The sequence below is a fragment of the Enterobacter sp. WCHEn045836 genome (assembly GCF_003965585.1).
Classification (GTDB): domain Bacteria; phylum Pseudomonadota; class Gammaproteobacteria; order Enterobacterales; family Enterobacteriaceae; genus Enterobacter; species Enterobacter dissolvens.
The window spans coordinates 1-18,554 of sequence record NZ_RXPT01000003.1 but is presented as its reverse complement, the minus strand read 5'-3'; the positions used below and the strand labels follow the sequence as shown (position 1 = coordinate 18,554).

Annotated in this window: 18 protein-coding genes; 6 read left to right on the top strand and 12 right to left on the bottom strand. The window is 57.1% G+C overall.

All coding sequences use genetic code 11. The features are described 5' to 3' along the window. Nucleotides 1-5: 5 nt before the first annotated feature. Together EKN38_RS04400 and EKN38_RS04395 are read right to left on the bottom strand one after the other, a co-directional pair. Nucleotides 6-1,070, bottom strand: a complete 1,065-nt coding sequence (locus tag EKN38_RS04400; RefSeq protein ID WP_014830977.1) for an efflux RND transporter periplasmic adaptor subunit — start codon at nt 1,068-1,070, stop codon at nt 6-8. 78 nt (nt 1,071-1,148) lie between these two features. Next, nucleotides 1,149-3,857, bottom strand: coding sequence for a cation-transporting P-type ATPase (locus EKN38_RS04395; RefSeq protein WP_126521763.1), 2,709 nt, complete (start codon nt 3,855-3,857; stop codon nt 1,149-1,151). A 489-nt stretch (nt 3,858-4,346) separates the two neighbouring features. Here EKN38_RS04395 and EKN38_RS04390 point away from each other — a divergent pair, with 489 nt between their 5' ends. Then, entirely contained in the window at nt 4,347-4,595 is a 249-nt protein-coding gene (locus EKN38_RS04390) for a DUF1158 domain-containing protein (RefSeq protein WP_014830973.1), read from the top strand. A 45-nt stretch (nt 4,596-4,640) separates the two neighbouring features. On the opposite strand, the gene EKN38_RS04385 is transcribed toward EKN38_RS04390, so the two are convergent. Beyond that, nucleotides 4,641-4,982 (bottom strand): RamA family antibiotic efflux transcriptional regulator, encoded by a 342-nt coding sequence (locus EKN38_RS04385; protein WP_014830972.1) that lies wholly within the window; start codon nt 4,980-4,982, stop codon nt 4,641-4,643. A 32-nt stretch (nt 4,983-5,014) separates the two neighbouring features. Next, nucleotides 5,015-6,118, bottom strand: coding sequence for an MBL fold metallo-hydrolase (locus EKN38_RS04380; protein WP_014830971.1), 1,104 nt, complete (start codon nt 6,116-6,118; stop codon nt 5,015-5,017). 190 nt (nt 6,119-6,308) lie between these two features. On the opposite strand from EKN38_RS04380, the gene EKN38_RS04375 reads away from it, so the two are divergent. The 3 genes from EKN38_RS04375 (at nt 6,309) to nfsB (ending at nt 8,031) form a co-directional block, all read left to right on the top strand. Next, on the top strand, nt 6,309-6,899 hold the full coding sequence (locus EKN38_RS04375; protein WP_014830970.1) for a TetR/AcrR family transcriptional regulator: 591 nt from the start codon (nt 6,309-6,311) through the stop codon (nt 6,897-6,899). After that, nucleotides 6,889-7,257, top strand: a complete 369-nt coding sequence (locus EKN38_RS04370) for an MmcQ/YjbR family DNA-binding protein (protein WP_014830969.1) — start codon at nt 6,889-6,891, stop codon at nt 7,255-7,257. The genes EKN38_RS04375 and EKN38_RS04370 overlap by 11 nt, the downstream gene beginning before the upstream one ends. A gap of 120 nt (nt 7,258-7,377) precedes the next feature. After that, nucleotides 7,378-8,031, top strand: a complete 654-nt coding sequence (nfsB, locus tag EKN38_RS04365) for an oxygen-insensitive NAD(P)H nitroreductase (RefSeq protein ID WP_014830968.1) — start codon at nt 7,378-7,380, stop codon at nt 8,029-8,031. 36 nt (nt 8,032-8,067) lie between these two features. On the opposite strand, the gene EKN38_RS04360 is transcribed toward nfsB, so the two are convergent. The 4 genes from EKN38_RS04360 to EKN38_RS04345 all read right to left on the bottom strand — a co-directional run bounded on the left by EKN38_RS04360 (nt 8,068) and on the right by EKN38_RS04345 (nt 10,705). Then, the gene (locus tag EKN38_RS04360) at nt 8,068-8,355 is read right to left on the bottom strand and encodes a helix-turn-helix domain-containing protein (protein WP_014830967.1); all 288 of its coding nucleotides are present in this window, start codon (nt 8,353-8,355) and stop codon (nt 8,068-8,070) included. Then, on the bottom strand, nt 8,336-8,665 hold the full coding sequence (locus tag EKN38_RS04355; RefSeq protein ID WP_014830966.1) for a type II toxin-antitoxin system RelE/ParE family toxin: 330 nt from the start codon (nt 8,663-8,665) through the stop codon (nt 8,336-8,338). The genes EKN38_RS04360 and EKN38_RS04355 overlap by 20 nt, the downstream gene beginning before the upstream one ends. A gap of 139 nt (nt 8,666-8,804) precedes the next feature. Then, nucleotides 8,805-9,839 carry a hypothetical protein gene (locus tag EKN38_RS04350; protein WP_014830965.1) on the bottom strand — a complete coding sequence of 345 codons (1,035 nt, stop codon included), beginning with the start codon at nt 9,837-9,839 and terminating at the stop codon, nt 8,805-8,807. After that, a complete protein-coding gene (locus EKN38_RS04345) occupies nt 9,836-10,705 on the bottom strand; it encodes a helix-turn-helix transcriptional regulator (protein ID WP_126521761.1) in 870 nt (289 codons plus the stop codon). The genes EKN38_RS04350 and EKN38_RS04345 overlap by 4 nt, the downstream gene beginning before the upstream one ends. Before the next feature lie 107 nt (nt 10,706-10,812). Between EKN38_RS04345 and EKN38_RS04340 the strand changes: the two genes are divergently transcribed. Continuing rightward, nucleotides 10,813-12,249, top strand: coding sequence for an MFS transporter (locus EKN38_RS04340; RefSeq protein WP_014830963.1), 1,437 nt, complete (start codon nt 10,813-10,815; stop codon nt 12,247-12,249). Nucleotides 12,250-12,313: 64 nt separating this feature from the next. Next, nucleotides 12,314-13,558 carry a mechanosensitive ion channel family protein gene (locus EKN38_RS04335; protein ID WP_014830962.1) on the top strand — a complete coding sequence of 415 codons (1,245 nt, stop codon included), beginning with the start codon at nt 12,314-12,316 and terminating at the stop codon, nt 13,556-13,558. Here the strand turns inward: EKN38_RS04335 and EKN38_RS04330 are convergent, their stop codons facing one another. From EKN38_RS04330 to EKN38_RS04315, 4 genes are all read right to left on the bottom strand, one after another. Then, nucleotides 13,559-14,530: a LacI family DNA-binding transcriptional regulator gene (locus tag EKN38_RS04330; RefSeq protein WP_014830961.1), complete on the bottom strand. Its 972-nt coding sequence runs from the start codon at nt 14,528-14,530 to the stop codon at nt 13,559-13,561. It abuts the gene before it with no gap. A 75-nt stretch (nt 14,531-14,605) separates the two neighbouring features. After that, the gene (locus tag EKN38_RS04325; RefSeq protein ID WP_014830960.1) at nt 14,606-15,748 is read right to left on the bottom strand and encodes a Gfo/Idh/MocA family protein; all 1,143 of its coding nucleotides are present in this window, start codon (nt 15,746-15,748) and stop codon (nt 14,606-14,608) included. After that, the gene (locus EKN38_RS04320) at nt 15,741-16,766 is read right to left on the bottom strand and encodes a sugar phosphate isomerase/epimerase family protein (RefSeq protein WP_014830959.1); all 1,026 of its coding nucleotides are present in this window, start codon (nt 16,764-16,766) and stop codon (nt 15,741-15,743) included. The genes EKN38_RS04325 and EKN38_RS04320 overlap by 8 nt, the downstream gene beginning before the upstream one ends. A gap of 15 nt (nt 16,767-16,781) precedes the next feature. Further along, nucleotides 16,782-18,020, bottom strand: coding sequence for an MFS transporter (locus tag EKN38_RS04315; protein ID WP_014830958.1), 1,239 nt, complete (start codon nt 18,018-18,020; stop codon nt 16,782-16,784). Nucleotides 18,021-18,554 lie beyond the last annotated feature (534 nt).

Here is an 18,554-nt window from a genome sequence, read left to right as displayed (position 1 = left end):
GCTCCTTAATTCAGTATCTGGACGGCAGCGCCTGGCTGCACGCGCTGCGCACCGTCAGTAATCGCTCGCTCACCGGGCTTCACGCCGGAGGTAATCTGGAACTGCTGGCCGATCTGCCCGGCGATCGTCAGCGGGCGCATGTCGGCTTTGCCGTCGGCGTTAACCACCCAGGCAAAAAAGCCGTCGCCGTTCTGCTGGACCGCCGCGGCGGGAAGGGTCAGCACGGGCTGCTCGGTTGCCGGGCGCAGGGTCACGTTCACGTTGCCGCCGGGCAGGAGTTGATGGCGCGGGTTGGCAAACTCGGCGCGCAGCATCACGCTGGCGGTACGCGGGTCGATGCGGTTATCCACGGATGTCAGTTCACCTGGGATGCGCTGGCCGTTGCTGTCAATTAACGCCTGCCAGGCCTGCTTCATGGCGCTGATATCCGCATGCTGTCCGGCTTTGGTGGCAAATGCCCCCTCTTCCAGCGCAAAGGCGATGCGGATGGGATCGAGCTGCACGACTTCCACCAGCACGCCGCTGGCAGGGTTGACCAGGCTGCCAACGTGGAACTGGCTGTGCCCCACGCGACCGTCAATCGGCGAGGCGATGCGGGTATAGTTCAGGGTGACGCTGCGGGTGTCGAGACGGGCTTTCGCCTGCTCCAGCGCGGCGCTGGCGACGTCCCGCTGCATGCGGGCGTTATCCACGTCGTGACGGCTGATGGCGTTACTGCTACCCAGGCTTTCAAAGCGCGAGAGCTGCTGCTGCGCCTGACGCAGCGTGGCTTCGGCGCTTCTCACCTCGGCCTGTGCCAGGCGCAGGGCGGCGCGCGGCTCGGCGTCATCGAGCTCAAACAGCACGTCTCCCTTTTTCACGTACTGCCCGTCGCGGAAGTGGATTTTGGTAATCACGCCTTCCGTGCGGGCGCGCAGCTCAACGGTGTGAATCGCTTCGATGCGGCCCGGGATCTGACGCTCGGCGGCGTGGGCGGTCTGCTCCACGGCGGCGACGCGAACAGGAATGGCGGCAGCGAATGCGGGTTGCAGGGTGCAGGCGAGGAGCGCGAACAGGAGTGGGAATTTCATGGGAGTACCTCAGTATTTTCCCCTCACCCTAACCCTCTCCCCTTTGGGGAGAGGGCAGGGTGAGGGGTAAGGTTTTCGTTATGCAGCCTTACGGAACCTGCGGGTGAGTCGCTTCTCGATTTCGACGATAAAGAACATCCCGATTGCCACCGCCAGCGTCACGAACCAGTAGCGCAGCGGCAGTGCTTCGGTGCCGAACAGCATCTGCATAAACGGCAGATAGATAATCGCCACCTGGAGCAGGAACAGTACGCCGGTCACCAGCCAGATCCCTTTGTTTGCCAGCAGGCCGCGGTTCAGGGAGAACCCTTCGGTGTTGCGGCAGTTAATCATGTACACCCACTGGGCGCAGACCAGCATCTGCAGCAGCACGGTGCGAATGAACTCCGCGCTGTGACCGCGCGGGGCAAGCAAGGCTTCCAGCGCAAAAGCGGCGATGGCAATCATGGTGCCCACAAAGGCCACGCGCCACACGGCATACGCGTCCATCACATGCTGCCCGGTCTGACGCGGCGGACGGCGCATGATGTTGCGCTCGGCGGCTTCAAACGCCAGGCCGAAGGAGAGCGTGGCGGAGGTCGCCATGTTCATCCACAGAATCAGTACCGGCGTCAGCGGAATGATATTCCCCGCCAGCAGCGCAATCACAATCAGCAGCCCCTGCGCCAGGTTAGTTGGCATGATGAACAGAATGGTTTTCTTCAGGTTGTCGTAAACGCGACGCCCCTCTTTTACCGCGCTGGCAATGGTGGCGAAGTTATCGTCCGTCAGGACCATGTCCGCCGCCTCTTTGGTCACTTCCGTGCCTTTGATGCCCATCGCAATACCCACGTCCGCCTGACGCAGCGCCGGGGCATCGTTCACGCCGTCACCGGTCATGCCGACAATTTCACCTTTATCCTGCAGGGCTTTCACCAGACGAAGCTTATGCTCCGGGCTGGTACGGGCGAAGATGTCATACTTCACCGCCGCGTCCGCCAGCTCGGCGTCGTCCATCTTCTCCAGCTTGTAGCCGGTCACCGCCTGCTCGCTGTTGGTGATCCCCAGCATCTGACCAATGCTCATCGCCGTCTGCGGGTGATCGCCAGTGATCATCTTCACGCGGATCCCTGCCTGCTGGCAGGCGTTAATGGCGTCAATGGCTTCCGGGCGCGGTGGATCCATCATCCCGGCGATACCGAGGAAGATCAGACCGTGGCTGAGATCGTCATGCGTCAGCGCCTGCTCACCGTTTGCCGGTTTGAACGCCGCGGCCACCATACGCAGCCCCTGGCGCGCATAGCGCTCCATCTCGCTTTCCCAGTACGCACGGTCAAACGCCTGCGCACCGTTGCGGGTCTGCTGCTGTGCGCAGAGGGCGAAAATCACATCCGGCGCGCCGGTGATCAGGATCTGCTCCTCACTGCCAATCTGGTAGTGGGTGCTCATGTACTTGTACTGCGAGTCGAACGGGATTTTGTTAATCAGCGTGGTCATCACCGGCGCGAGGTGGGCTTTCGCCGCCAGCACCTTCAGCGCGCCTTCGGTCGGCCCACCGGTGATGCCCCACAGGCCGCGCTCGTCCTGAATCAGCTGGCTGTCGTTGCACAGGTCGATGGTGCGCAGGTACTGCTCGAGCACGGTGTCCGGCTGGATCTGCATCGGCTCGTCGCTGCCTTCCAGGTAGATGTTACCCACCGGCTCGTAGCTGTTGCCGTCCACGCGGTAGCAGGCGTCAGCGGTGATGATGGCCTTCACCGTCATTTCGTTCATGGTCAGGGTACCGGTTTTATCCGAGCAGACCACGGTCATCGCCCCCAGAGTTTCAACCGTTGGCAACTTGCGGATAATCGCCCGCTTGCGCGCCATCGCCTGCACACCCAGAGAGAGGATAATGGAGATAATCGCCGGCAGACCTTCCGGTACGGACGCCACCGCCAGGCTAATCAGCGAGAGCAGCAGCTCGCCCATTGGGATCTCGCGGAACACCAGGCTGAAGATAAACAGCGCCGCCATCATCGCCAGAATAATGGCGAAGATAGCCTTGCCCAGCTTGTCCATCTGTACCAGCAGCGGCGTGCGGTGTTTTTCAATCCCGTCCATCATCTGGTTGATGTGGCCAAGCTCGGTCTCCTGCCCGGTGGCAATCACCACGCCAATCCCCCCACCCGCGCTTACGGTGGTGCCTGAGAAGACCAGATTAGTGCGATCGCCCAGCGGCAGTTCACCGTTCAGCGGGTTGGTGTGTTTATCTACCACCGTGGATTCGCCGGTGAGAATCGCCTCTTCCACGCGTAAATTATGCGCTTCGATTAAGCGCATATCTGCGGGAATACGATCCCCCGCACGTAAAACAATAATATCGCCCGGAACTATTTCAGTTGTGGGTATTGTTTCATGGTTGCCATTGCGAATAACGCGCGCCTCGCTGGAGAGCATATTACGAATACTCTTCAACGATTTTTCCGCGTTGCTTTCCTGAATATGACCAATTAACGCATTGATCACCGCCACGCCCAAAATAACCAGCGTATCGACCCAGTGGCCCATTATTGCCGTTAATACGGCCGCGGCCAGCAGGACATAAATCAGGACATCGTTAAAATGGGCTAAAAAACGCAGCCAGGCGGGTTTACCTTTTTTCTCCGGCAGCGCATTCGGGCCCTGTTTTTGCAAACGCGCCTGTGCCTCTGCACGGTCCAGACCACTGGCCTGGCTCTGCGCGTGCGCAAGCACCTGCTCTACGGTCTGCTGGTATGCCAGCCCGCCGGAAGGTGGCACATTTGGGGACAATTTTTTTTCGGTCATCGTATTTTTCCTTTAATATCCGGTGAACAGAAGCCTGAATTCCTTTCGGGCGTAAATAAATTCATTTTAAAGTCTTGCGGGTAAAATTGATCTACCGCAATATAATGACGTCTCGGTTATTCAAAACTGCTTAAAACTATTTCGATGACCCAATTTTTACAAAATATTTCTAAACCAACTCTAAACGAGGAGGATCCATGTTTGGTATTTATCGCGGACGCCGCCTGGCGTTATACATTATCGCTGCCATTGTTATTGCAACGTTAATTGGATATAGCACCTATACGTTTGTAAAATTATTTTCATAACGCAGACATTAATTGACATAACGCGATATTCATTTAATCGCGCGTGGGGGATTGTTTTTATTCTGAGAATAAGAAGATGATCAGCGGTGATTATTTTGGTGAATGTGTATTGTCGGGTTTATATTGCTTTACGTTTCGCGATGCCCGACAATGACATTTTTAACTGACGATTAACATTACGATGAAACACCCGTTAGAATCGCTGCTCACGGCGGGCGGCATTTTATTGCTGGCCCTGCTTTCGTGCCTGCTGTTACCGGCACCCTCGCTGGGGCTGTTGCTGGCGCAGAAGCTGGTTCAAACCTTCCACATGGTGGATCTGAACCAGCTCTACACTATTCTGTTCTGCGTGTGGTTTTTACTGCTTGGGGCGATCGAATTCTTCGTGCTGCGTTTCGTCTGGCGCCGCTGGTTTTCACTGGCGTCGTAAGCAGGTGATGGAGGCCCGGCAGGTGAAGCCACCGGGCAAAACGGCTTAATGCGCCCGACTGTGGTTCTCTTTGCGATACGCCCCAGGCGGCTGGTTGAACGTGCGGGTGAAGATGCGGGTAAACGTCTGCTGCGAGTCAAACCCGTAACGCAGGCAAATGTCATACACCCGCGCATCTGATTCACGCAGGTCCCGTGCCGCCAGCAGCAGCTTGCGTTCACGGATGTAGCGCCCCAGACTCTCCCCTTTGTATTGCATAAACAACCGCTGCAGATGCCATTTCGAGTAACCCGCGTGACGGGCAATCTCTTCAATACGTAATGGCTGGTGCAGGTTATCGTCGATCCACTCGACGATGGTGTCGATAACTTGAGCGGAAATGGTCATACTGCTCTCCCCTTCAGCTTCTTGATTGATCATTATTCCCACCACTCACGAAATGTTTGTGTGGTGTCACTCACCCGGACAGGCTCGCCCAGCGCGGGTGTCAGCAGCCGATAATTTTTGTCCTTGCTGGCTTTTGCCAGTTGGATCAGCGGATCGTTCCAGGTGTGTTTCGCCAGCACGAAACGTCCGTTATGCCCAGGCACCACGGCTTTCGCGTTCAGATCCACTGAGGCCTGCGCCGTCTCTTCCGGCAGCATGTGGATATACTTCCAGTCCTGGTCATACTGACCGTTTTCCATAATGGCCAGGTCCACCTCGCCAAACTGCTCACCGATAGCCTTAAAATGCGGCCCGTAACCCGAATCGCCGCTGTAGTAAATCTTCTGCCCGGGCGTAACGAACATAAAACTGCCCCACAGCGTTTGATTGCGCTTTATGCCGCGTCCGGAAAAATGACGCGCCGGCAGGACATGTACCGTCAGCGCCTCGCTGATACGTACCGACTGGTTCCAGTCGCGCTCTTCAATAATCTCCGGCTTCATTCCCCAGTAACGCAGGTGCGATCCCACGCCAAGTGGGGTAACCACGCGTTTCACCTTCGGTAGCAGCGCCGTGATGGTGGCGTGATCCAGGTGATCGTAGTGATCGTGCGAGATGATCAGCAGGTCGATCTCCGGCATGCTGCTCGCCTGCCAGGGATACTCCCCGGCGAAGGCTTTATTGAGGAATGAAAACGGCGCCGCGTAATTCCCGAGAACGGGGTCGATCAGAATACGTTTACCCGCCAGCTGCATATACCAGGAGGAGTGACCGAGCCACACCAGCGTCTCCTGCTCCAGCGGCAGGCTCGCGAGATCGGTTTTCACCAGCGGCAGCGGCTGTGCAGGACGGGCGTTTTCGGTCTTCTGGGTCAGAAACTCCCACATCGCCACCAGCATATTTTTGTCGCCGTTATAGCCCGGCGTAGGCAACGTATTGTGGAACTTCCCGTCGCGATACTGTGGCGAGGCCTCTACTTCCGTAAGCTGCGCACCCTGCGGTGGCTGGCCAAAACCGGCGTTCAGAACAGACGGAAAACTCGCAGCTGAAGCAATAATCATGATTAACACCACGCAGATGAAGAGAGGTTTTTTCATATCCTGACCCGAAAACGCGCCTCATCCGATGGTTTGCGCGGGGTAAACTTGATTATGAGTGAGTAAGCACTCATTATAGATATGATGATAAAGTCGTCAAGACGTTTTCGATCTTTGACATTCCGCGTTGCAGCGGGTCAAAGCACGTGTTTCAATCAGGGTTTTTACAAGTGACAGGAGGATAAATTTAGTGGCACGTCCGAAGAGTGAAGATAAAAAACAGGCCTTACTGGACGCCGCAACCGCGGCATTTGCGCAGTCAGGTATTGCCGCCTCAACGGCCTTAATTGCCCGTAAGGCGGGCGTCGCCGAAGGCACCCTGTTCCGCTACTTTGCTACCAAAGACGATCTGCTGAATGCCCTCTATCTGCATCTGAAGCAGGATCTCTGCCAGACCATGCTGGCGAACCTCGATCGCACCATTACGCTGCCAAAAGAACATACCCGCAATATCTGGAACAGCTATGTGGACTGGGGTATTCGTAACCCTGTTGCGCATGCGGCTATCCGTCAGATCGGCGTGAGTGAAAAGCTGAGCGTCGAAACGGAACAGGCGGTGAAGGAGATGTTTCCGGAACTCCATGAGCTCTGCCGCCGTTCGATACGCCAGGTGTTTATGTCTGATGAATTTAAAACCTTTGGCGATGCGCTTTTCTTATCGCTTGCCGAATCCACAATGGAATTTGCCACCCGCGATCCTTCCCGCGCCGTTGATTTCAAAGCGCTCGGGTTTGAGGTTATGTGGCGCGGGCTTGCCCAGGAAGAGAGCGATGGACAGTAAATCCCTGCAGGAGCACGCCAAACGCGTGGCGCTGGAGTTGCCTTTCACCGAACATTGCTGGCCGTTTGGGCCCGAATACGATGTGTTTAAGGTGGGCGGAAAAATTTTTATGCTGATGGCCACCGTACATGGACGGCCCCACGTCAGCCTGAAATCAGACCCGGAAAAATCGCTGTTAAACCAACAAATTTATCGCGGGGTTGAACCGGGCTATCATCTGAACAAAAAACACTGGATTTCCCTCTACGGTACCGACGACGTCACGCCAGAGCTGGTGACCGATCTCATCAACGATTCCTGGAATCTGGTGGTGGATAAGCTGCCGAAAAAAGACCAGAAGTGGATCAGGCCGGTTTGATTGTTCGTCTGAGACGAACAGAATAAGCGCTCGAATCGCACTTATCTTTTTCTGCGTCTCGCTGTAATCTGCTCTCCTTTCGCGCCCGCATGCGGGCGAATTTCATTACCAGGAGTTGTTATGGATATTATTTCTGTCGCCCTGAAACGCCACTCCACCAAGGCGTTCGACCCCGCTAAAAAACTGACCGCAGACGAAGCGGAAAAAATCAAAACCCTGCTGCAATACAGCCCATCCAGCACCAACTCCCAGCCATGGCACTTTATTGTCGCCAGCACCGAGGAAGGTAAAGCTCGCGTGGCGAAATCTGCCGCAGGCACTTACGTCTTCAACGAGCGCAAAATGCTGGACGCTTCTCACGTGGTGGTGTTCTGCGCAAAAACCGCGATGGACGATGCCTGGCTGGAACGCGTCGTGGATCAGGAAGAGGCCGATGGCCGTTTCAACACGCCAGAAGCCAAAGCGGCCAACCATAAAGGTCGTACCTACTTCGCTGACATGCACCGTGTGGATTTGAAAGATGACGACCAGTGGATGGCGAAACAGGTTTATCTGAACGTGGGTAACTTCCTGCTGGGCGTGGCTGCGCTGGGCCTGGATGCGGTACCGATTGAAGGCTTCGACGCCGCAATCCTCGACGACGAGTTCGGCCTGAAAGAGAAAGGTTTCACCAGCCTGGTGGTGGTGCCGGTTGGGCATCACAGTGTGGAAGATTTCAACGCCACGCTGCCGAAGTCTCGCCTGCCGCTAAGCACAATTGTGACTGAGTGCTAATCAGTACTGGCACGCTGGATCCCGGCGTGCCAGCTATCAATAAAGCGTAATCTGCGGATGCTTTACTCCACACACCAGCGCATAACGCGTTAAGGTATCCAGACTGGCACGTGTGATATTTGCTTCCATTCGGGAAACCGTTGGCGCGCTAACCCCCATCCTCTCTGCCACCTGCGCACGCGTCAGCCCGGCCTGGCTTCGCCATTGCGCCAGCATGTCACGCAGACGCGCTTTACGCTCTTCCGCATCAAAAGAGGCTTGTACCTCTGAATCACTTAATAACTCTGCTCTTAATTCGTCCCAGTTAATAATCTTCTTGCTCATCCAACATCTCCTGTTGTCTCTTCAGTGCCAGACGGATTTCAGCGGAGGGGGTTTTTTGCGTCTTCTTAATAAAGACCCGCAACAGAAAAATGGTCTTCTCCCGTTGGTAGACATAAATTCCCCGACTATGGAGCAGCCCAACTGTTCTTATTTCAAACAAGCCATGTGGCAACGGCTTGCTATCAGGCTCCCTCAATGCCGTTGGATGAGTACGCAATTTATCTAGCTGGCGAATCAACTTCGCCTGTACCACCGCAGGCAATGCGAGGATCTCCTCCCGAACCGCATGATGAACGATAAGTCTGAACATGGTTATTCATCCCTGACAATATTAACATATAAAGCAATTTGCATTAAAGGCTAATTTCGCCTTTCGTGATTTACCTTACACGTTTGTGCCAGGATCAACCGAGTCCACGTCGATTCCCTGAATTCTTCTCGCAAAAAACTTACCTGGCCGGGTTCCCGGCGTGCCAGATTCGTTCTGCATAGCGCCCAATCACCGCCAGCGACGCCGCGAGGAGCAGGAAGAACACCACTTTGTTCATGCCGTCCCAGAAGTATTCGAAATAGCGGGTGTAGAGGTTAATGGCGAGGAAGGTCAGGCCAAAACCGCGCAGCATGCCGTCGTCGGTTTTAAGGCCGATGTAAATGCAGAGCACCGCCGCCACGGCGAACAGCAGCGCCCACGGCAGCAGCGAAGCCTGCGTAACGCCGTACCAGTTATCGATATCGTAGTTGCCGAAAATCGACATGATCCACAGGGCGACAAACAGATACGTGAGCCCCATCGCTTTGCTGGTCGTGTAGAGATGGCGCGCCTGCAGCCTTCCGCGCAGCAGCCAGCACAGTGCCAGCAGCGCACCGCCGAAGAAGATAAAGCGTACCGGGTAGTTCATTCCCAGCCAGTAGGCGCCCCAGCCGGACATATAGCCCGTCTCCGCACCAAACCAGTTACCGAGTGAGAGCAGGAAAAACAGCCACACCAGGCCGGAGCGACCAAAGAAGCCCACCAGCCCGTAAACCGCACACCCCGCCAGGAAGAGCGGTGCGATATGGCCGCTGTCGTTATCCAGCCGCTCCCCGAGTTGCCAGAGCGCGATAGCCGTAAACAACACGCCGAGGAAAAGCATGGCTTCAGTGCTGTAGTGCCACTGGGTTTCCCGCCGCTGTCGGCTGAAGCCCCACAGATAAAACAGCACGGCAACCAGCGCAGGCAGCCCGATGCGGGCGAAGGAGGAGAAAGAGAAGAATTCAATAATGCGCACCATCAGTTCACTGTCGGAGAACAGGCTGCCGATAGCGATGATCACGCAGGCCAGCGCCGTCCAGAAGGCATAGCGGCTGAGCCGCTGCCAGTCCATGGTGACGCGTGTCAAGGTGCCCGCCAGACGCTGATGCTCGTCAGCGCTTAATGTGCCTTCCTGCTGCCACTCGTTGAGCGCGCGGCGCAAAAGCCGCTCCTGTTTTCGGGTCACCTTCATTTTGCCTGCTCCGCCAGCCATTCCATCGCCCTCTCCCCCGCGTCATCCACCGGCAGATAGACCAGCAGCCGCGATCCATTACGCGGCGCAGAGTACCAGTACATCTGCTGCAGGGTAAACTCGCCCAGCTCAGGATGGGTAAACAGCTTGAGCTGGTTCTCCACTCCGCGTACCTCGTTGCGCTGATGCCACAGGGTTTTAAATTCCTCAGACACGGCAAAGAAACGCGCCAGTTTCGCTTCCCACAGCGGATCGCCCCGGTGTTCGGCCATCGCCGCGCGGAAATAGGAGACAAAGATCGGCAGGACGTCGTCAAGCTTGCCAAGCCGCGCACGCCATGCGGGATGGGTGAGGAAAAGATAAATACAGTTGCGATCTTCCGGCGGGATCGTATTGAAATCGACGCCCATTAAGTGCCCGAAACTGTCGTTCCACGCCACGATATCGAAGTTGGGTTTCTGGATGCTGGCGGGTTTCGGCATGAGGGTATCAAGCAGGCGACGCGTGCCCTCGCTGATCCCCTCGCAACCCGTCGCCTGTGGCGCTTCGCCCGGCGGCAATCCGGCCAGCACAAAAAGATGGCGCGTCTCGGTTGGGGTACATTGCAGCGCTTTTGCCACTGCCGCCATCACGGTGCTGGAGGGATTAACATCTCTGCCCTGCTCCAGCCACGTGTACCAGGTCACGCCCACGTCAGCCAGCAAAGCCACCTCTTCACGGCGCAGCCCCGGCGTGCGGCGGCGGCCGCTGCGCGGCAATCCAAGACGCTGTGGATCAAGGCTCTCACGCCGGGCGCGTAAAAATGCCCCCAGCTGTTTTCGCGTGTCGTCCTTGAGTGAGACAACAGGTTCAGACATCAGCGCCATAACTCCCCCTGCATGGTAGTGCCAGTACCAGTATAAGCAAGAACTGGTACCCGTTTATCAGATCGTTGATGCTACGACCATCTGTTGAATGACGCAATGGAGTTACCATGAATACGTCAGTTGTTTCACCGGGTCGCGCAGGCCTGATATTGCTGTTAACCGGCCAGATGCTGCCGCTGATTGATACCTCGATCACCAACGTGGCGCTGGACGCTATCACCCACTCCTTGCATGCCACCGCCACCGAACTGGAGCTGATTGTCGCGCTCTATGGCGTGGCCTTCGCCGTCTGCCTTGCCCTTGGCAGCAAGCTCGGGGATAACCTCGGGCGCCGTCGTCTGTTTATGTGGGGCGTGGCAAGTTTTGGCCTGGCGTCGCTACTGTGCGGAATGGCGGGAACCATTGAGCAGCTGCTTGCCGCGCGCATCATTCAGGGCGCAGGCGCGGCGCTGATCGTGCCGCAAATTCTCGCCACCCTGCACGTGACGCTCAAAGGTACGGCTCACGCCAAAGCGATCAGCCTGTTTGGCGGTATCGGCGGCATTGCGTTTATCGTCGGGCAGATGGGCGGCGGCTGGCTGGTGTCGGCTGATATCGCCGGGCTGGGCTGGCGTAACGCCTTCTTTATCAACGTGCCTGTCTGTCTGGTGGTCCTGGCGTTGAGCCGTCGCTATGTGCCGGAAACCCGTCGCGAAACGCCGTCGCGCATTGACTGGGCGGGCACCGTTCTGCTGGCAGCCATTCTCTGCTGCCTGCTGTTCCCGATGGCCCTCGGCCCCCAGTGGCACTGGTCCTGGCCGCTGAAAGCCGCACTGATGGCGTTTATCCCGCTGGGGTATCTGATGGTCTTAAATGCCCGTAAAAAGGAGCGTGAGGATGCCCATCCGCTGATCCCGCCGCGTCTGATGCAGCTTCGCAGCATCCGCTTTGGCGTACTGATTGCGCTGCTCTTTTTCAGCGTCTGGTCCGGGTTTATGTTCTGTATGGCGCTGACCATGCAAACCGGTCTCGGAATGGCGCCGTGGCAGTCAGGAAACAGTTTTATCGCCCTGGGGGTAACCTATTTTATTTCGGCATGGTTTGCCCCGCGTCTGATTGCCCGCTACAGCAGCAGTACGATCCTGCTGACCGGGCTGGCCATCCAGATTATCGGCCTGCTGGCGCTGATTGCCACGTTCCGCCTCTGGGGCATGCACAACACGGCGCTGACCCTGGCACCGGCAACCGGGCTGGTCGGCTATGGGCAGGCGCTGATCGTCAACAGCTTCTACCGCATCGGGATGCGCGACATTCAGCCTGACGATGCCGGGGCGGCCAGCGCGATTTTAAGTACGCTGCAGCAGGCCGCCCTGGGGCTTGGCCCGGCGATTTTTGGTGCGATCCTGCTGCACGCACTGCAAAACCACCACGGCGATTACACCCAGGCGATTAACGTCTTCCTCGCCGTGGAAACCGGCATGATGATCGTGCTGGGGCTGGCAACGTTACGTATGCGCCATCGTCTGTGCCTTCCGGTGGTGAAAACCTGCCACGCCACTAAATAAGCCGCGAATTTGCATAATAGATCCGCAGCCGCCATTATGGGGCTGCATCAATACAGGAGACGTTATGCAGGAATTAATTGCTCAGGTTGAAGAGTTAGGGATTGAAATTAATCACACCACTTCGTTAGTGATTATCTTTGGTATTATTTTTCTTACCGCCATCATTGTTCATTTTATTCTGCACAAAGTGGTGCTTCGCGCGTTCGAGAAACGCGCGCAGGCCAGCAGCCATTTATGGTTGCAGATCATTACGCAGAACAAGTTATTTCACCGTCTGGCGTTTACCCTTCAGGGGATAATCGTCAACGTTCAGGCGGTACTGTGGCTGCAAAAAGGTAGCGAAGCAGCGGAAATGCTCACCACCTGCGCGAAGCTGTGGGTGATGGTGTATGCCCTGCTCTCTTTCTTCTCGCTGCTGGACGTGATTTTTAATCTGTCACAGAAAATGGCGACCGCCTCGCAGTTGCCGCTGAAGGGGATCTTCCAGGGTATCAAGCTGGTGAGCGCTATTCTGGTGGGGATTTTAATTATCTCCCTGCTGATCGGCCAGTCACCCGCCATTCTGATCAGCGGCCTGGGGGCCATGGCAGCGGTATTAATGCTGGTGTTTAAAGACCCGATACTCGGACTGGTGGCGGGCATTCAGCTCTCCGCCAACGACATGCTGAAGCTCGGCGACTGGCTGGAGATGCCGAAATACGGCGCCAACGGCACGGTGACGGACATTGGTCTCACCACGGTTAAAGTTCGCAACTTCGACAACACCATCACCACCATTCCGACGTGGGCGCTGGTCTCCGACGCCTTTATCAACTGGAGCGGCATGTCTGCCTCCGGCGGGCGACGCATTAAGCGCAGCCTGAATATTGATACCACCAGCATTCACTTCCTGGACGAGCATGAGCAGCAGAAGCTGATTCAGGCGAAGCTGCTGAAGCCTTATCTGGCCGCACGTCATGAGGAGATTAACCTGTGGAATCAGCAAAACGGTGAAGGCGAATCGGTATTAAACCTGCGCAAGATGACCAATATCGGCACCTTTCGCGCCTACCTGAATGAATATCTGCGTAACCACCCGCGGATTCGCAAAGATATGACGCTGATGGTGCGCCAGCTGGCGCCTGACGCAAATGGTCTGCCGATTGAAATATATGCCTTCACCAACACGGTGGTCTGGGCAGAATATGAAGAGATTCAGGCTGACATCTTCGACCATATTTTTGCCGTGGTGGATGAATTTGGTCTGCGTATTCATCAGTCCCCCACCGGGAACGATATTCGCTCCCTGGCGGGCGTTATTACACAATAATCAGGTACTGGCGCGGGAAATAAAGCGCCAGTCCAGCATGATTCTTTCCGTGGGCGCATCCGGGTTGTCGATCTTATTCAACAGCAGATCGACCGCCTTGCGCCCGATATCCCGCGAAGGCTGTTCAATGGTGGTCAGCGAGATCATCTCTGCCAGCTCCGTACCGTCAAACCCCACCACCGCGATATCCTCCGGCACGCGCAGCCCCGCCTGCTGTATGGCCCGCAGCGCCCCTGCCGCAAGGGTATCGGACACCGCAAATACCGCGTCCGGCGGGTTGTCCTTCAGCAGATTTTGCATCGCCGCCATGCCCGCGCTGGAGCTGAGATCGCGGGCGTACTCCACCGCCTGATAATCCAGATCCCGCAGGTGAATCACGCTCTTATAACCGCGTTCGCGCAGGCGAGCATATTTGTAGCTGAGATCGTGATTGATCATCGCGATACGTTTGCGTCCGCCGTTGGCAAGCTGGCTGATGGCATGCTGTGACGCGTCCACATCATTGATGCCCACGCAGGAAACCGTTCCGGCGTCGGCGTATTCAGCGCACTGCACCCACGGCGCGGAGCCGATCAGCCCGGCGAGTTCAGGCAGTTTTGAGAAGGCATCCATGGTGATAATGCCGTCGACGATTTTGCCCGACAGCAGGCTTAACCCCGAGCGGGAGCGTTCGATATCCGATCCGGAGTTACACAGCAGAATGCGGTAGCCGTTCTTCTCAGCTTCCTCTTCAATGCCCTTCACCACTTCCGCACAGAACGGGTTGGCGATATTCGAGACCATCACCAGGATCATATAGCTGCGCGCGGTGCGCAGCTGACGCGCCAGCAAATTGGGCTGGTAGTTGCTCTCTTTAATGGCCTGCAGGACGCGCTCGCGGTTTTTCGCCTTCACGGTATCGCTGTTGTTAAGCACGCGCGAGACCGTTGCCACGGACACCCCGGCAAGCTGAGCGATTTTCTGAATTGACATAGCGACGGCACTTCCTGCGGTTAACGTTTTATGCAGGCTACCATAAATTCGTTGCCCGGCGAACCGGACAACGCGTTACGCTTGCACACGAACCCAGCGCTGCTGCTGATAGCTTTTCACAATGGCATCAATGATATACATCACATTCGCCCCGTCGTGGAACGTCGCAAACTCGGGCCGCTCAGGCATCACGCCGGCCTGCACGGCACGGTAAAACTGCGCCATCATGTTCTTAAACGCATCGGGCCAGCCTTCGATATGCCCACCGGGGAAGTGGGCGCTGTCGGCCACATCGCGGTTCATCAGCGTCGGGTCATCACTCAGCGTCTGACTGGCCTGCGCGCGATGGCCGATCCACAGCTGTTGCGGCACCTCCTGATCCCATGCAACAGACCGCTCGCTGCCGTTGATTTCAAAGGTCAGGCGATTTTTGCGCCCGGCGCTCACCTGTGAAACGCTAAAGCAGCCTTTGCTGCCGTCGTCAAAGCGGAACAGCACTGAGCCAAAATCTTCGGTGGTGACCGGTTTTTCTTCATACTGCGCGTGTTCATCGTGAGTGAAAGTGTGATTGCCTGCCACATTTGCCTTGCGCGTCGGCCAGACGATGGATAAATCGGCCATCACCTCGGTGATGCGCCGCCCGGTGACAAACTGCACCGTGTCGCACCAGTGTGAGCCGATATCCGCCACCGCGCGCGATGCGCCACCGAGCGCCGCATCCACCCGCCAGTTGTAGTCCGTTTCCAGCAGCATCCAGTCCTGCAGATAGCTGCCGTGCGAGGCGAACAGCCGCCCGATGCTGCCCGCGTTCATCATGCTTGCCGCCTGGCGCACCATGGCAAACTGGCGATAGACAAAGCTGACGCCGTGTACCACACCCGCCTGCTCCGCCAGCGCCACCAGCTCACGCGCCTCGTCCGGCGTCATGCACAGCGGTTTTTCGGAGAATACGTGCTTACCCGCGCGCAGGATCTGGCGGTTAATCTCCGCGTGCAGATGGTTTGGCGTGCAGTTGTGCACCACGTGTAAATCCGGATGTGCAAGCAACGCCTCCACGCTGTCGAAGGCGTGCGGCACGTTAAGCTGACGCGCTTTTTCCTGCGCCCTGGCAAACGTACCGTCGCAGAGCGCCACCACCTGCACAAACCCGAGACGCCGAAGCGCCTCGATATGCGCCGGGCCAATAAACCCGCTGCCGATAATGCCGACGTTAATCATCGTTGCCTCCTGCGGCAAAATCATCAAATGCGCGCCCGGAGACCGGAATGATGTGACGGCGAATAAACTCGCTGCCTTCGCGGGCACCGGTATCGCCGTCCTTAAGGCAGCACTCCCACTCCAGTACCGCCCAGCCGTCAAAATCATACTGGGTCAGCTTGCTGAAGATGCCTTTGAAGTCGATCTGCCCGTCCCCCAGTGAGCGGAACCGCCCGGCCCGGTTGAGCCACGGCTGGTAGCCACCGTACACGCCGCTACGCCCGTTGGGACGAAACTCGGCATCCTTCACATGAAACGCTTTAATACGCGCATGGTAGATGTCGATAAAGGTCAGGTAGTCCATCTGCTGGAGCAGCATATGGCTTGGGTCGTAGAGAATGTTGCAGCGCGGGTGGTTATCAACAAGCGCCAGAAAACGCTCAAAGGTCACTCCATCGTGCAGATCTTCCCCCGGATGCAGCTCAAAACAGACGTTCACGCCCTGCTCGTCAAAGGCGTCCAGAATCGGCCGCCAGCGGGTGGCCAGTTCCTGGAACGCCGCCTGAAAACGCGGCTCATTGTGCGGCGGCCACGGGTAGAAAAACGGCCATGCCAGCGAGCCGGAGAAGGTGGCATGCGCCTTCAGGCCTAATCTCGCCGAGGCCACGGCGGCCTGTTTCAGTTTTTCTGTAGCCCACGCCTGCCGGGCGGCCTCATTGCCGCGTACGGCTACAGGGGCGAAGTGGTCAAACGCGTCACTGTACACCGGGTTCACCGCCACAAGCTGCCCTTCCAGATGGGTCGACAGCTCGCTGATCACCAGCCCGTGCTCCGCCAGCGTGCCGGTGATGTCATCACAATAGGTCTGGCTTTCAGACGCTTTCTGCACATCAAAAATAGCCGGATGGTTACAGGGGATCTGCACCGCCTTATAGCCCATCGCTGCCGCCCAGCCCGCCAGCCCTTTAAGCGTGTTGAACGGTGCATTCACACCAATAAACTGCGACAGAAAAATACCCGGTCCCTTAATCGTTCTCATACCACCTCCAGAACATTACGCCTTGTCATCGTCATACTTAAACGTGAGAAGGAAAATCAGCGCGATCGCCGCGGCAGCCACCGCCGGGATCCACCAGAACGTGACCCACGCCTGCGGAACGGCCTGCCCGGCCACCAGGCGGTTATAGAGCGCGCCGGAAATCTGCGAGCCAAGCAGCATGCCGATACCGTAGGTAAACATCACAATCATGCTCTGCGCCTGACCTTTGACCTTTTCGCCTGCTACCCGGTCGGTATAGATAAAGCCGACGACAAAGAAGAAATCGTAGCAGACACCGTGCAGCAGAATGCCGAGATAGAGCAGGATGCGCCCCTCCTCGCTGACGCCCAGCGCGAACAGGGCATAACGCACAAACCACGCCAGCATGCCGATCAGCAGCATGATTTTCACGCCCAGGCGGCGGAACAGCAGCGGAATGACCAACATGAAGAAGATCTCAGACATCTGCCCGAACGACATGGCGGTGCTGACATCCGCAATACCCGCATCCGCCAGATACGAGGCGGTGTAGGCGTAGTAGGTGCCAAGCGGGACGGAGATCAGCATCGCGCAGACGGAAAAGACGAAGAAATGGCGGGTTTTCAGCAGCGCAAAGGCATCCGCGCAGAAGAGATCGCGCACCTGCACCGGCAGCCCTTTTGCGGGAGCAGGCGTGTGCGGCAGCGTCAGGCTGTAGAGAGCCAGCAGCACGGAGCTGACTGCCGCCACCTGGAAGATGGTGACACTTGCCGCCACGCCGGTAACGCCGATGAAAATGCCCGCCACAATCCAGCCGATGGTGCCGAACACGCGCACCACCGGGAAGGTTTTATCCACGTTCGCCAGGCTGTGAAAGGCGATATTGTTGGTCAGCGCCAGCGTCGGCATGTAGCAGAGCGTATAGCCGAACAGCAGGCCAATCAGCAACGCACCGTTTTCAGCAATCAGCGCACCCGGCACAAACCAGAGGATTGCCGCCCCGGCGAGATGCATCACCGCCATTACCTTTTGCGAAGCGAAGAAGCGATCCACCAGCATCCCGAGCACAAACGGCGACAGAATAGAGGCGATGGGCCCGGCAGAGAACGCATCGCCAATCAGCAACGACATGTTGTGCTGGGTCATCACCAGACCCAGCGTGACCGACCAGCTTCCCCAGATAAAAAACTGCAGAAACATCATCAGCGACAGACGCGGCACCAGCAGCCGGTGCGGTGCTATCGCCTTTCCACTACTTTCAGTTGTTGACACCATGATAAGCCCCACCCTCAAAAGTAATCGATTACAAAACAGTTCAAACAAAAAAGTAATCGATTACAAAACAAAGATCCTGTGGATCGTAGAAGATTTGGGAGGGGTGTCACGATAAAGATGAAGCAGTGTTTTGTAGGCCCGGTAAGCGCAGCGCCACCGGGCGTGAAGGCAGGTGTGGTCTGGTTTGGGGCGGCTGTTGCCCTCACCCCGGCCCTCTCCCACAGGGCTGAAGGATCCCCAGTAATTTTTTACCGAAAGCGATGAATGTTGTTTCAGGAAAATAAATGACTTACAGCGACGCCCTGGTCCGGCTGTAAATCGCTGAGGCGTTTCCTGCAGGCCGGGGCGAGGCGCATGGATGCGCCGAGAGGGCGGCTTTGCAGGGACGTTACATCCGCCCGTCCCCGATAAGCCGGAAGGAATAAGCCGAAGGCACCGCGAAGCGGCGATTTACCGCCGGGAGCCCGGGTCGCCAGGGCGGTGGCGACTGAGCCGCCCTGGCACGTTCACAAGTCATGCCGTTACAGAGTAGCA